This window comes from Spirillospora albida (assembly GCF_000718255.1).
GTDB classification, from domain to species: domain Bacteria; phylum Actinomycetota; class Actinomycetes; order Streptosporangiales; family Streptosporangiaceae; genus Spirillospora; species Spirillospora albida.
In genome coordinates this window covers 208,022-220,969 of the sequence record NZ_JOFJ01000012.1, presented here as the reverse complement: position 1 = coordinate 220,969, position 12,948 = coordinate 208,022, and the positions used below count along the sequence as shown (strand labels likewise).

Annotated in this window: 14 protein-coding genes; 5 read left to right on the top strand and 9 right to left on the bottom strand. The window is 74.0% G+C overall.

Annotated elements, in window-relative coordinates; all coding sequences use genetic code 11:
- Positions 1 to 218: 218 nt before the first annotated feature.
- The 3 genes from IE99_RS0117260 to IE99_RS0117250 form a co-directional block, all read right to left on the bottom strand.
- Positions 219 to 767 carry a carboxymuconolactone decarboxylase family protein gene (locus IE99_RS0117260; RefSeq protein ID WP_030171344.1) on the bottom strand — a complete coding sequence of 183 codons (549 nt, stop codon included), beginning with the start codon at positions 765 to 767 and terminating at the stop codon, positions 219 to 221.
- 49 nt (positions 768 to 816) lie between these two features.
- On the bottom strand, positions 817 to 1,605 hold the full coding sequence (locus IE99_RS0117255) for an SAM-dependent methyltransferase (RefSeq protein ID WP_030171342.1): 789 nt from the start codon (positions 1,603 to 1,605) through the stop codon (positions 817 to 819).
- 61 nt (positions 1,606 to 1,666) lie between these two features.
- Positions 1,667 to 2,404: a cellulose binding domain-containing protein gene (locus tag IE99_RS0117250; RefSeq protein WP_030171339.1), complete on the bottom strand. Its 738-nt coding sequence runs from the start codon at positions 2,402 to 2,404 to the stop codon at positions 1,667 to 1,669.
- Between the two features lie 183 nt (positions 2,405 to 2,587).
- On the opposite strand from IE99_RS0117250, the gene IE99_RS0117245 reads away from it, so the two are divergent.
- Together IE99_RS0117245 and IE99_RS0117240 are read left to right on the top strand one after the other, a co-directional pair.
- Entirely contained in the window at positions 2,588 to 3,736 is a 1,149-nt protein-coding gene (locus IE99_RS0117245) for an acyl-CoA dehydrogenase family protein (RefSeq protein WP_051712601.1), read from the top strand.
- Between the two features lie 2 nt (positions 3,737 to 3,738).
- Positions 3,739 to 4,287, top strand: coding sequence for a TetR/AcrR family transcriptional regulator (locus tag IE99_RS0117240; protein ID WP_169744444.1), 549 nt, complete (start codon positions 3,739 to 3,741; stop codon positions 4,285 to 4,287).
- Positions 4,288 to 4,290: 3 nt separating this feature from the next.
- Here IE99_RS0117240 and IE99_RS0117235 read toward each other — a convergent pair whose 3' ends face one another.
- Together IE99_RS0117235 and IE99_RS0117230 are read right to left on the bottom strand one after the other, a co-directional pair.
- Positions 4,291 to 4,932 (bottom strand): response regulator transcription factor, encoded by a 642-nt coding sequence (locus IE99_RS0117235; protein ID WP_030171334.1) that lies wholly within the window; start codon positions 4,930 to 4,932, stop codon positions 4,291 to 4,293.
- Entirely contained in the window at positions 4,923 to 6,179 is a 1,257-nt protein-coding gene (locus tag IE99_RS0117230; protein WP_030171332.1) for a sensor histidine kinase, read from the bottom strand. The genes IE99_RS0117235 and IE99_RS0117230 overlap by 10 nt, the downstream gene beginning before the upstream one ends.
- A 91-nt stretch (positions 6,180 to 6,270) precedes the next feature.
- Between IE99_RS0117230 and IE99_RS0117225 the strand changes: the two genes are divergently transcribed.
- Positions 6,271 to 6,696 (top strand): MmcQ/YjbR family DNA-binding protein, encoded by a 426-nt coding sequence (locus IE99_RS0117225; RefSeq protein ID WP_030171331.1) that lies wholly within the window; start codon positions 6,271 to 6,273, stop codon positions 6,694 to 6,696.
- 247 nt (positions 6,697 to 6,943) lie between these two features.
- A complete protein-coding gene (locus tag IE99_RS0117220) occupies positions 6,944 to 8,776 on the top strand; it encodes an ABC transporter permease (protein WP_051712599.1) in 1,833 nt (610 codons plus the stop codon).
- Here the strand turns inward: IE99_RS0117220 and IE99_RS0117215 are convergent.
- The 4 genes from IE99_RS0117215 to IE99_RS0117200 form a co-directional block, all read right to left on the bottom strand.
- Positions 8,773 to 9,069, bottom strand: a complete 297-nt coding sequence (locus IE99_RS0117215) for a MoaD/ThiS family protein (protein ID WP_030171328.1) — start codon at positions 9,067 to 9,069, stop codon at positions 8,773 to 8,775. The genes IE99_RS0117220 and IE99_RS0117215 overlap by 4 nt on opposite strands.
- Complete coding sequence (locus IE99_RS0117210; protein ID WP_030171326.1) at positions 9,066 to 10,181, bottom strand: WD40/YVTN/BNR-like repeat-containing protein; 1,116 nt, start codon at positions 10,179 to 10,181, stop codon at positions 9,066 to 9,068. Before IE99_RS0117210 ends, IE99_RS0117215 begins: the two co-directional genes overlap by 4 nt.
- 114 nt (positions 10,182 to 10,295) lie before the next feature.
- Complete coding sequence (locus tag IE99_RS0117205) at positions 10,296 to 11,687, bottom strand: FAD-binding oxidoreductase (RefSeq protein ID WP_030171324.1); 1,392 nt, start codon at positions 11,685 to 11,687, stop codon at positions 10,296 to 10,298.
- Between the two features lie 185 nt (positions 11,688 to 11,872).
- Positions 11,873 to 12,283 (bottom strand): organic hydroperoxide resistance protein, encoded by a 411-nt coding sequence (locus IE99_RS0117200; protein WP_030171323.1) that lies wholly within the window; start codon positions 12,281 to 12,283, stop codon positions 11,873 to 11,875.
- A gap of 78 nt (positions 12,284 to 12,361) precedes the next feature.
- On the opposite strand from IE99_RS0117200, the gene IE99_RS0117195 reads away from it, so the two are divergent.
- Positions 12,362 to 12,931, top strand: a complete 570-nt coding sequence (locus IE99_RS0117195; protein WP_030171321.1) for a TetR/AcrR family transcriptional regulator — start codon at positions 12,362 to 12,364, stop codon at positions 12,929 to 12,931.
- Positions 12,932 to 12,948 lie beyond the last annotated feature (17 nt).

Genomic DNA, 12,948 nt, shown 5'->3' with positions numbered 1-12,948 from the left:
ACCCGTCGCGCTTAAAGGCAGCGATTCGCCACATGCTCTCAGGTGTCGAGCCAGTCGGGCGCGTAAACGGCAACAGCCCGGCTACGACCGCCGTGTCGCTCTCGGTCCGGCCTGGGCGTCGAGCTCGGCATTCGACTCGACGATGACGAGTCGGCCTTCGGCTTCCCTGATGGCCGCCCGGCAGGGCTGGGAGGAGAGCGCCGACCGGCGGGTGGCGGTCAGGGGCGGGTCAGGGCGCTTTTGTAGCCGTGGGTGGTGAGGCGTTTTGCTACTTCTGTGTAGATCGCGGGGTCTGGGGGGAGGGTGGTGCCCAGGCCGTCCACGTAGCGGTTGTACATGCAGAAGGCGGCGGCGATGAGGACGGTGTCGTGGATCTCCATGTCCGTCGCGCCCTCGGTGCGGGCGGCGGTGATGTGGGCGTCCGCGACCTCCCGGCCGCCTCGGGCGACGGCGGCGGCTATGCGCAGGAGGGCCTTCGTCTTGGGGGAGACGGAGGCCGCGTCCAGGTCGGCGTGGACCTGCTGGACGAGGTCTTCGCCGCCGGGAAGCTGGGCCGCGGCGCAGGCGCCGTGGGAGCCGGCGCAGAAGCGGCAGCCGTTCAGTTCGGAGACGTAGGACGCGATGAGCTCGCGGTCGCCTCGGCCCAGGGGGCTTTCGCCGCGCAGGAGCGTCTCGGCGAGGGCGACCAGGGGGCCGGCCGTCTCCGGGCGGAACGCCAGGAGGGACGGGAGGCCGGGAATCCGGTCGTCCAAAGCGATGTGCGGCACGAGGTCCCCCTGAACCGGACGGTTTTCCCTGATCCTGCCCCGTCGCCGGTCAGGCCGGTAGTTTTCTGGCGACGCCACAGAAAGTCATGGTCTCTTCGGGCTCGCCCCAGGGGTTGGGTTCCGGGCGCCAGCGCGGGCACGACACGACGCCGGGCTCGATGAGGTCCAGGCCGTCGAACAGGCCCTCGATCTCCTCGCGCGTCCGGGCCTTGATGGGGTTGGGCGTTCCGCTCTCGTTCCACACCTGGACGGCCTGGCGCGTCACCGGCACGTCGGCGCACGCGTGGGAGAGCGCGACGAAGCTGCCCGGGGCGAGGGCTCCGATGAGGTGGTCCAGGATGCGGCGGGCCTCGTCGTCGTCGGTGATGAGGTGCAGGAGGGCGAGCATCATGAGGCCGACCGGGCGCGAGAGGTCGAGGACGGCCGACGCCTCGTCGAGGATGCGGGCCGGGTCGCGGACGTCGGCGTCCACGTAGCTCGTCGCGCCCTCGGGTGAGCTGGTGAGGAGCGCCCGCGCGTGGGTCAGGACGAGCGGGTCGTTGTCGACGTAGACGATGCGGGAGCCCGGGGCGGCCCGCTGCGCGATCTCGTGGGTGTTGTCGGCGGTGGGGAGGCCGGTCCCGATGTCGAGGAACTGCCGGATGCCCTCGTCGGTCAGGTGCCGGACGCATCGGCCGAGGAACAGGCGGTCGGTCCGGGCCGCGGCGACGATGCCGGGCACCCTCCGTGCGACGGCCTCGCCCGCGCGGCGGTCCGCGTCGTAGTGGTCCTTGCCGCCGAGCCAGTAGTCCCAGACGCGTGCCGAGACGGGCCGGTCGGTCTGCAGGCGGTCGTCCATGACCCTCCCTCTGTCGCTCCTGGCAACTATCGCGTGCTTTCGCCGCGATTGTCACAGCGGGTCAGCCGCCGCAGGGGCGTCCGTTGAGGGTGCACTGGGCGGGGGCGCCGGCGTAGCCGCTCGCCTGGAAGCCGATGCTGATGCGGCCGCCGGGCGGGAGGTAGCCGCCGTGGCCGCCGAGGCGGGCGCCGTCGAAGAAGCCGCGGACACGTCCGCCGTCGGACCACGCCGAGGTGATCCGTCGGCCGGGGAAGTATGCGGACAGCCGCCAGTCCGAGACGGTCCGCCGGCTCTGGTTCACGACGGTCAGGGTGCCGACGAACCCCGACCCCCAGCTGTTGGACGTGTTGTAGGTGGCGACGAGGCCGCCGTCGGGCCTCGGAGGCCGCCGGGACGGGGTGGACGGCGGTGCGGACGGCCTGGGCGGCGTGGAGGGGGACGGCGCCGCCGTGGGGGATCCGGAGGCCGTCGCGGACGCCGACGGGGACGGCGAGGGAGAGGGCGACTTCTCCGGCTTCGCGGACTCGGAGGCGTGCGCGGCGCGCGGGGCCGCGAACCGCGTGGGCTCGGGCGTCGCGAGGCCGGCCGCCGCGCAGTCCTCGCCCAGGCAGGGGGCCGGGCGTTCCTCGTCGCCGACGGCGTAGGCGGTGAGCGCGATGACCGCGCCGACGGCCACGACGGCGGCGCCGATCACGCTGAGCCTCTCCGGCTCGTGGCCGCCGGTCCGTTCCGGCTTGGGACGGCGCCGCCGGCCGCCGCGGTGGGGGCGGCCCTCGCCGCCCGGCGTTCCCCCGTCCACCCCGCCACTCCGTTCGCTTCGCATGCGACGACCCTCGTCACTCGAGTCGCAAAAAGTGGGGGGAAATCTACCAGTTCGGAGCCCGAAGAGGGATCTCGCGGACGGATCCTCCCGGAATCGGGACCGACCCCCGCGCCGGCGCCCATGGACGCTTTCCATACCTTCAAGTATGGTCACCGTACTATGGAGTATGGAGATGAGATCGTCCAGCGGGTCCGCGCCCTGGCGCCGACGCTCGCCGAGCGCGCCCCCGCCGCCGAGGAGGCCCGGTCCCTGCCCGCCGAGACCATCGACGACCTGGCCGCGACCGGGCTGTTCGGCATGCTCGTGCCCAAGCGGTTCGGCGGCGCCGAACTCGGCATCGAGGCGATGGCGGCGGCGTGCCGCGAGATCGGCGCGGTCTGCGCGTCGACGGGCTGGCTGTCCGTCATCTACACGCTGCACAACTGGATGACGGGGCTCTTCCCCGAGCGGGCGCAGGAGGAGGTCTGGGCGGAACGCCCCTACGGGCTGATCCCGTGCGTCCTGGCGCCGACCGGCAAGGCCGAGCGCGTGGACGGAGGCCACCGCGTCAACGGCCGCTGGTCGTGGGCCAGCGGCGTCATGCACGCCGACCACGTCATGGTCATGGGCCTGGTCGTCGAGGACGGCGCGATCGAGCCGCGCCTGTTCCTCCTGCCCCGCGCGGACGTGACCGTCCACGACGTCTGGCACACCAGCGGCATGCGCGGCACCGGCAGCAACGACATCGAGGTCACGGACGTGTTCGTCCCGGCCCACCGCTCGGTGCCCCTCGCCGACCTGTCGGAGGGGCGCTCGCCCGGCTCCCGCACCAACCCGGGCGCCCTCTACCGCATCCCGCTCGTGCCGGTGTTCGCGCTGACCGGCGCGGCGCCCGTCCTCGGCATCGCCGAGGGGGTCCTCGCGCGGTTCGCCGAACGGATGCGGGGCCGCGTCATGGCCTACACCGGCGAGCGCCAGCGCGACCTGGTGACCGGCCAGATCCGGCTGGCGTCCGCGACCGCCGACCTGGCCGCCGCGCGGCTCCTGCTGGACGACGCGCTGCGCGGCCTGCCGTCCATCGAGGGGCTTGCGCGGCGCGCCCGCGCCCGCCTCGTCGCCGCGCACGTGGTCGCCACCGCCCGCCGGACGGTGAACGACCTCTGCTCGGCCGCCGGCGCGAGCGCCCAGTTCACCGGCTCGCCGTTCCAGCGCGCCCAGCGCGACATGAATACGATCTCGGGTCATGTGGTGTTCGACCCGGACGCGTCGTACGCCCTCTACGGCAAGATCGAACTGGGCCTGGAGCCGGGCCCGATGACCATGGTGTGACGGTGACGGTGACGGTGACGCAGAGGCAGACGCGGGTGGCCTGGATCGAGGCCGCCTACCGGGAACTCGCCCGAGCGGGGGAGCGCGGTGTGGCGATCACCGCGCTCGCCGCGCGCCTCGGCGTCACCAAGGGCAGCTTCTACTGGCATTTCAAGGACCGCACCGAACTGCTGCGCGCCCTCCTCGACCGCTGGGCGCACGAGCGGACGGACGAGATGCTGCGGATGTCGCTCGGCAGCACCGGCGACACCCGTGAACGGCTCCGCCGCATCCAGGCGCTGGGCCGCGAGGTCGCCCCCATCGACCGGGCGATGCGGCTGTGGGCCCAGCACGACAAGGACGCAGCGGAGGCCGTCCGGCAGGCCGACCGCGCCCTGCTCGCGCACATCGCCGCCTGCCTGGAGGAGCTGGACTTCACCCCCGAGGAGTCGCGCCTGCGCGCCCTCCTGATGCTCCGCACGTGGGCGGGCGGCTATCTCGTCCAGGGCCCTCCCGGCGACCTCGGCCCGGACCCGGACGCCCGGATGCTGGAGATCCTCCTGGCCCGCTGAGCCTCAGGCGCGCAGGTACGCCAGCACGGCCAGGACGCGGCGGTGGTCGTCGGCGGTGCCCGGCAGGTCGAGCTTCCGCAGGATGCCGCCGATGTGCTTGGCGACCGCCGCCTCGCTCACCGTCAGCGCGCGGGCGATCCCGGCGTTCGTCCGGCCCTGCGCCATCAGCCCCAGCACCTCGCTCTCCCGGCGCGTCAGCGCGGCGAGCGGGTCGCGGCGGCGCCGCAGCAGCAGCCGGACGACCTCCGGGTCGATGACCGCGCCGCCCGACGCGACCCGCTCCAGCGCGTCCCGGAAGTCGTCGATGTCGCCGATGCGGTCCTTCAGCAGGTAGCCGACGCCGCGCCCGCCGACCGAGCGGAACAGCTCGCCCGCGTAGGTGTGCTGGACGTACTGGCTGAGCACCAGCACCGCCGTTTCCGGACGCGCCTTCCGCACCTCGACCGCGGCGCGCAGCCCCTCGTCCGAGAAGCCGGGCGGCATGCGGACGTCGGTCAGCACCAGCTCGGGCGCGTGCTCCTCGGCCGCCGCGGTGAGGGCCCCCGCGTCCCCGACCGCCGCGACGACCGTGTGGCCGAACCGCGCGAGCAGGCCGATGAGGCCCTCCCGGAGCAGGACGCCGTCCTCGGCGAGGACTACCCGCACGGCACCTCCATGCGGAGCACGGTCGGCCCGCCGGCCGGGCTGGACAGCTCGAGCGCGCCGCCGACGACGGAGACGCGGTCGGCGAGCCCCGCGAGGCCGGTGCCCCGCGCGACCGCGGCGCCGCCGCGCCCGTCGTCGCCGACCACCACGACGACGGTGCCGTCCCGTTGTGAGGCCGTCACCCAGGCGGTGTCCGCCTCACCGTGCTTCGCGGCGTTCGCGAGGGCTTCGCAGATCGCGAAATAGAGGGCGCTCTCGACCGGGCCGGGGAGGCGCCCGGGGAGATCGAAGGCCACGTCGACGGGCAGGGGCGAGCGTCCGGCGAGCTCGTTGACGGCGGCCGGCAGCCCCCGGTCCGTCAGCACCTTCGGGTGGATGTCGTGGATGAGCTCGCGCAGCTCCGCCAGCACCACCTTCGCCTCCTCATGCGCCCTGGCGACCAGCTCCCCGGCCTCCGGCGCGCCGGCCGTCCGGGCGAGCCCGAGCGTCATCGTCAGCGCGACGAGCCGCTGCTGCGCGCCGTCGTGCAGGTCCCGTTCGATGCGGCGGCGCTCGGCCTCGAACGCGTCCACGAGCCGGGCCCGCGACCGTGTCAGCGCGTCCACCCGCGCGGCCAGCTCCGGCTCATGCGGCGCCACCGCCAGCGCCCGGACGAGCGCCCCCCGCGCCGCCGCGACGAGCGTCACCAGGTAGGCGCCGGCGACCAGCGCCGCCAGGCCGGCCGGCACCATCGTCCACGCCTGACCTTCGGTGAGCGTCCAGGACTTGAGGACGCGCACGTGCCCGTCGTCCACCAGAACGGGCGCGGCGAGCAGCGACACCGGCACGGCGACCCCGGCCACCAGCGCGGCCAGCTCCAGCGGCCACAGCACGGTCGCCGACAGCACCGCGAGCGCCAGCTCCCGCCACGTCGCCGGCTCCCGGTACCGCAGGACCAGCCAGGGCCACAGCCCCGGACGTCCCGGAGCGCGATGCGGGCCGGGCGCGGGCTCGCCGTCCACGAGCCGCAGCCGGACGCGCTCGAACACCCCCACCGGCACTCCGCACAAACCCAGCCCCACCAGAACCGGCACCCCGACCACCACGACGGCCGACACCGTCCCGACGGCGAGCGCCGCGCTCAGCAGCACCAGCTCGACCGCCCCGGCGACGCCCCCGGTCAGGAGGTAGGCGGCCGAGCGCCAGGGCCACCCGGACACCGGGAACCGCCGTTCCGCCAGTCCCTTCCACGCCGTCCGCGACCGCATGCCGTCGACCGTACAAGTGGGGCCCGCGCCCTTCGATCCGGCCGGCACCCTCTCGGAAGGTAGAACCAGCACTACCGCCTACGCTGAGGACATGCCGAACGACGAGGGACGGCCGGCCCGCGTTGAGGACGTGCACGAGCTGGCCCTGGCCATGCCGCACGTCACCGTCTACCCGGGCACCCAGGACAATCCGGTCTACCAGGTCGGCGGCAGGTCGTTCGTCTTCTTCCGCAACCCGCGCCCCGACGCGGTCGACCCCGAGACGGGCGAACGCTACCGGGACGTGATCGTGTTCTGGGTCCCGTCCGAGGGCGACAAGCAGGCCCTGGTGCAGGACGAGACGTCGCCGTTCTTCACCACGCCGCACTTCGACGGCCACCTCTCCGTCCTGCTGCGGGGGAGCCGCGTCGGCGAACTCACCCGCGCGGAACTGGCGGAGATCGTCCAGGACGCCTGGCTGTCGCGCGCGTCCGCCCGCCGGGCCAGAGCCTGGCTCGACGACCACCCCCCGAGCTGATCGCGCCGCGCGAGTCGCGAATGGACGACGCTCTGGAACCCGCTCGCCAAGGCGGTGTTCTCCACCACGCTGCCGGGAGGTAGAAGCAGGACCACCGCGAAGACGCCCGCAGGCACCAGTGCGGTACCCGCCGTCCGGCGGCTTGGCTGGACGGCATGGATGACGAGACGGTTCGGCCGGCACCGGACGAGCCGACCGGCGTGCCCGGGACCGTGGCCGCCGGTCCGGCGGACCCGGGGGCGGCCGCATGCTGAGGTTCGCGCTGCTCTCCGTCCGGGGGCGCCGGGTCGCGTTCGCGGGGTCGTTCACGGCCCTGGCCCTGGGCGTGTGCCTGATGGGGGCGATGGGGTCGGCGCTCGTGTCCGCGACCGGCCTCACCTCCGCCGGCGACACACAGATCATGCTCGGGACGGCAGGGGGCGTCTGCGGCTTCGTCGCGGTCTTCGTGGTGGCGTCCACGTCCGCACTGGCGGTCGCCCGGCGGCGGCGGGAGCTGGCGCTGCTGCGGGCGCTCGGCGCCACGTCCCGGCAGGTCCGGCGGATGCTGCTCGTCGAGGGCGTCGTCGTCGGCGCCGCCGCGGCCGCGCTGGGATGCGGGCTGAGCCCGGTGTGCGGGGCGCTGCTCGGCCGGTGGCTCGTCGGCCGGGGACTGGCGCCCGCCTCCTACACGGTCGGGGTGGCCCCGTGGCCACTGGTGCTCGCCTTCGCGGCCGGGCTGGTGATCTCCGTGCTGGGCGTGTGGGCCGCGTCCCGGCGTGCGGGGCGGATCCGTCCGGTGGAGGCTCTGCGGGACGCCGAGCTGGAGACCCGCGCGATGACCGCCGGTCGCTGGGCGATGGGCCTCGGCGGCGTCGTGTCCGCGCTGGCGATGACGGCCTCGGTGCTGGACGATCCGGGCGGCGCGACCAACCGCAAGCACTACATCCCCGTCACGATGCTGCTGATCGCGGGTGTCGCGTTCCTCGCCCCGGTTCTCGTCCCGCCGGTGGCCCGGGTGGTCGCATGGCCGTTGAGGAGGCTGAGCGGCGCGGGCGCGCTGGTCGTCCGGAGGAACGCCGTGAGCGCGGCCCGCCGCACCGCGTCCACCGCCGCGCCGGTCCTGGTGACCGTGGGGCTGGCGGCCTCCCTGCTCGGCGCGACGGCGAGCGTCGACGCGGCGAAGCGCGCCGAGCTGCGCGCCCAGCACCGCGCCGACTTCGTCGTGACCCCCGCCGCCGGGTCCACCCTCGACCGGGCGGTGGTCGGCGCGGTCATGGCGATTCCCGGCGCGGACGTCCTCGCCCGGACACCCACGACGCTCCACGTACCCGACGGCGACGCTCTCGTGAAGACCTCCGCGCAGGCCGTCACCCGGGCACCCGGCCTTCCCGTCGTGTCGGGCGATCCCACTCGCCTGGACGACGCCTCGATCATCGTCCCCGAGGAGTGGGAACGGGCGGTCGGCGACCGCGTGGACGTCCGGCGCGAAGACGGCGTCCACGCGGCCCTCACCGTCGTGGCCGTCGTGAAGACGGGCATCGGCGACGGCGGAGTCCTCGTCACCGAACGCCATGGGAACGGCCGTCCCACGATGATCGACGTGAGCCTCCGGCCCGGTACCGGTCCCGGTGTGCTCCACGCGGCCGTCCGCGATCTCGGCGCCCGCGCCGTCGCGACCGGCACATGGCTCAAAACGGCCGAGACCGAGTCCGGACGGCACAGCCGCCTCGGCATGTACATCGTGCTGGGCGCGGCCCTGCTCTACTGCGCCATGGCGATCGCGAACACGCTGCTGATGGCCGCCGCCGACCGGCGGCGTGACCAGGCCGCCCTGCGCCTGGCCGGGGCGACCCGCTGCCAGGTGCTCCTGATCACGGCCGCCGAGGCGCTCCTCGTGACGGCGATCGGCACGGTACTGGCGGCGCTCGCGTCGGCCGTCGCCCTGACCGGGGTGGTCGCGGGCCTGTACGGCCTCACGGGGCGCCTCACGATCGCGATCCCCTGGCTCCAGGTGGCGGGCATCGTGTTGGCCTGCGCCCTCACGGCCGTCCCGGCGGCCCTGCTCCCGGCCCGCCGCGCGGTGCGGTCCGTCCTCGCCTAGCCGCCGGCCATGGCGCCCACCACCAGGAACGGCTCCTTGCCGAGCGCGACCGCCTCCGGCAGGGCGGTGTCGGGCGGGTCGTGGGACAGATCCTCCTCGCAGGCGTAGTAGCGGACGAACGCGCGGCGCCGCAAAGTCCCGTGCTCCCGGATCGTCCCGCGCAGCACCGGGTACCGGGTTTCCAGCGCGTCCAGGACGGAGCCCAGCGTGGCCTCGCCCGGCACGTCCAGCAGCACCTCGCCCTCGACGTGGGCGAGGACCCGCAGGTGCGCGGGCAGCACGACGCGGATCACGGCAGTGTCTGGACTTCGACGGACAGGACGGCCGGCAGGTCGCGGACGATTGGCGCCCACGTGTCCCCGGCGTCGGCGGACGCGTACACCTGGCCGCCCGTCGTCCCGAAGTAGACGCCGCACGAGTCGAGGTCGTCCACGGCCATCGCGTCGCGCAGCACGTTGACGTAGCAGTGGCTCTGCGGCAGCCCCTTGGTCAGCGGCTCCCACTCGTTCCCGCCGGTCCGGCTGCGGTACACGCGCAGCCTCCCCTCCGGCGGGTAGTGCTCGGAGTCGCTCTTGATAGGGACGACGTAGACCGTGTCCGGCTCGTGGGCGTGGACGGCGATCGGGAACCCGAAGTCGCTCGGCAGGTCGCCGCTGATCTCGTGCCACGTCCCGCCCGCGTCGTCGCTGCGCATGACGTCCCAGTGCTTCTGCATGAACAGGACGTCGGGGCGCGACGGGTGCATCGCGATGCGGTGGACGCAGTGCCCGACCTCGGCGTCCGGGTCGGGGATGCCCTCGGTGCGCAGGCCCCGGTTCGCCGCGAGCCACGTCTTGCCGCCGTCGTCGGTGCGGAACACCCCGGCCGCCGAGATGGCCGCGTACATCCGGCCGTTCCGGACCGGGTCCCGGACGATCGTGTGCAGGCACATCCCGCCCGCGCCCGGCGCCCACGCCGGCCCGGACCCGTGCTCGCGCAGCCCCGGCAGCTCCTGCCAGGACGCCCCGCCGTCGGCGGACCGGAACAGCGCCGCGTCCTCGACCCCGGCGTACACCTCGTCCGGGTCGTCGGCGGCGGGCTCCAGGTGCCAGACCCGCTTGAACTCCCAGGGGCGCGGCGTCCCGTCGTACCACTGGTGCGTGCCGGGCACGCCCTCGTACGCGAACTCGTTGCCCATCGGGCGCCATGTCGCGCCGCCGTCGTCCGAGCGCTGGATCACCTGCCCGAACCAGCCGCCGGACTGCGACACGTACAGCCGCGACGGATCGGCGGGGGAGCCCGCCATGTGGTAGATCTCCCAGCCGCCGAAGTGCGGCCCGCTCACCTCCCAGCGCTCGCGCCTCCCGTCGGACGTGAGGACGAACGCGCCCTTCCGCGTGCCCACGAGCACCCGCACCCCGGTCATGATCGCTCCCTTCGATGGTCGGCATGCCTCACCACGGATAGGGACCGGCCCGGCCCGCGAAACTCATCGGCGTCCGCCGATCGGGTACTTCCCATGGCCGGCCGGGGCGAATCGTCAGCCGCCGGCGGGTGCGATGTTCTGGTTGACGTGGAAGACGTTCTCCGGGTCGTAGCGCCTCTTGATCTGCGCGAGCCGGTCGTAGTTGCCCCGGTAGGCGGCCTTCACCCTGTCCTGCCCCTCGTCCATCAGGAAGTTGACGTAGGCGCCGCCCGCCGACATGGGGTGCAGGGCCTCCCAGTAGTCCTTGGCCCACTGCGAGATCAGGCCCGCGTTGGCGGGGTCGGGGTCGACGCCCACGATGACGCCCGCCCAGCCGCCGTCCCGGTACGCGAACGCGGTCGCGTCGGACGGCACGCGCGCGGCGGCACCGTCGATCGGGTAGAGGTGCATGGTGGAGTGGCCGGTGGGCAGCCGCTCGCCGTGCTCGCGGTGGACATCGATGGCGGCGTCGGAGATCTCGTGGAAGACGTCCGCCCGCCAGTACCACTGGAGCCCGGCCGGGTAGAGGGCGTCGAAGGCGCTCTGCAGAACGGTGAACGGCATGCCGTGCAGGCCGTCCAGCAGCGGGCCGCCGTACGCCCGGACCGGTGCGAGGACCTCGGCGGCGCGGGCGTGCCGCCCGGTGTAGCACCAGACGATGCCGCACGCCTTCCGTCCCCAGAGCGCCTCAGGGAACGGCGCCGCGGGCGGGACGGTCAGCAGCCCGATCCAGCCGCTCAGCTCCTCCGGCAGGGTCGGCAGCAGGTCCCGGTACCAGCGCATGACGTCGCCCGCGTCCGCGATGTCGTACAGGACCGGGCCGCCGATGATCGTTCCGCCCTCTCCGATGTCGTGGCAGCGGAACGTGAAGGACGTGACGACGCCGAAGTTCCCGCCGCCGCCGCGCAGCGCCCAGAACAGGTCGGGGTGCGACTCGGCGCTCGCCTTCACGAACGAGCCGTCCGCGAGGACCACGTCCGCGGCGAGGAGGTTGTCGACGGTGAGGCCGAACCGCCGCGACAGGTAGCCGATGCCGCCGCCGAGCGTCAGCCCGCCGACGCCGGTGGACGCGAGGAACCCCGACGGCGTCGCCATGCCGAACGCGACGGTCGCGTGGTCGACGTCCCCCCAGGTGCAGCCGCCGTCCGCTCGGACGGTCCGCGCCTCGGGGTCGACGGTGGTACCGCGCATCGGCGACAGGTCGACGACCAGGGCGCCGTCCCACACCCCGAGCCCGGCCGCGTTGTGGCCGCCGCCCCGGACGGCGAGCTCGACGCCGTGCGCGCGGCCGAACCGCACGCAGGACACGACGTCGGCGGTGTCCCGGCAGCGGGCGACGGCCGCCGGCCGTTTGTCGATCATGCCGTTGTAGACGGCGCGCGCCTCGTCGTACCCGGCGTCCCCCGGACGGATCAGGTCGCCGCGGAGGGCGGCGGCCAGCTCGTCGTACGGTGCGGTGGCGGTCATGTGCATCCCCCTTGCGTTCCGTTCCCGGCGTCTGCGCGACGTCCGGCGCGCAGGCCGGCCGCTCGCGTCGGGGGGTGCGGGAACGGCCGGTACGGCATGCGGGCGAACGAGCCCTGGCCTGAGGCTGGCGATACCCGCGCGGGCCGGATCGATGCCCCTGCCGGGGGCCGCCGGTGCCGGGCGGCCTACTCGATGACGAGGTTGACGGGGATGTTGCCGCGGGTGGCGTTGGAGTAGGGGCACACCTGGTGGGTGGCCTCGAGCAGCGCGCGCCCCGCCTCCGCGCCGATGGTGTCGGGCAGTTCAACCCGCAGGGTCACGTCGAGCTGGAAGCCGCCCGCGCCGTTGGCGTCGAGCCCGACCTCGGCGGTGACCGACGCGTCCGAGACGTCCACCTTCTGCTGGCGCGCGACGAGCCGCAGGGCGCTGGCGAAGCAGGCTGCGTACCCGGCGGCGAACAGCTGCTCGGGGTTGGTGCCGACGCCGTTCCCGCCGAGCTCCTTCTGGAGGCCCAGGGCGACGTCGAGCTGCCCGTCGGAGGAGACGGCGCGCCCGTCGCGTCCGGCGGCGGTGGCGATGGCGGTGTAGAGGCTCATGGCACGACCCTTCGTATAGACAGACCTGTCTGTCTGTTCAGGCCGATAATAGACAGATCTGTCTGGTAACGTCAAGGCGTGCCCGCGCAGACGACGGAGCGCCGCCGCGAGAAGCCGGCGCGCGCCCGCATCCTCGACACCGCCACCCGGCTCTTCTACGCCGAGGGCGTCCACTCGGTCGGCATCGACCGCATCATCGCCGAGGCCGGCGTCGCCAAGGCGACCTTCTACAACCACTTCCCGGGCAAGGACGACCTCGTCCGGCACTACGTGACCGAGGAGAGCCTGCGCCAGCGGACCCTCACCGCCGGGCTCCCCGCCGCGCCTCCCCGCGACACACTGCACGCCCTCTTCGCGTACATGTGCGAGGTCGGCGGCAGCCCCGCCTACCGGGGCTGCCCCTTCGTCAACACGGCGGCGGAGTACCCCGACCCCGCGCACCCCGTCAGGCAGGCCATCGACGACCACCGCCGCTGGATGCGCGGCCTCTTCCACGACCTCCTGGTCGCCGACGGCCACCCCGACGCCGACCGCACCGCCGGCATCCTCATGCTCCTGCGGGACGGCCTGGTGGTCGGCTTCGACCTGGACGACCCGTCCGCCCTCCGCGCCACCGCCCGCGAGGCGGTCACCCGCGCCCTCCGCTAGGTGCACTCGGCTCCGGC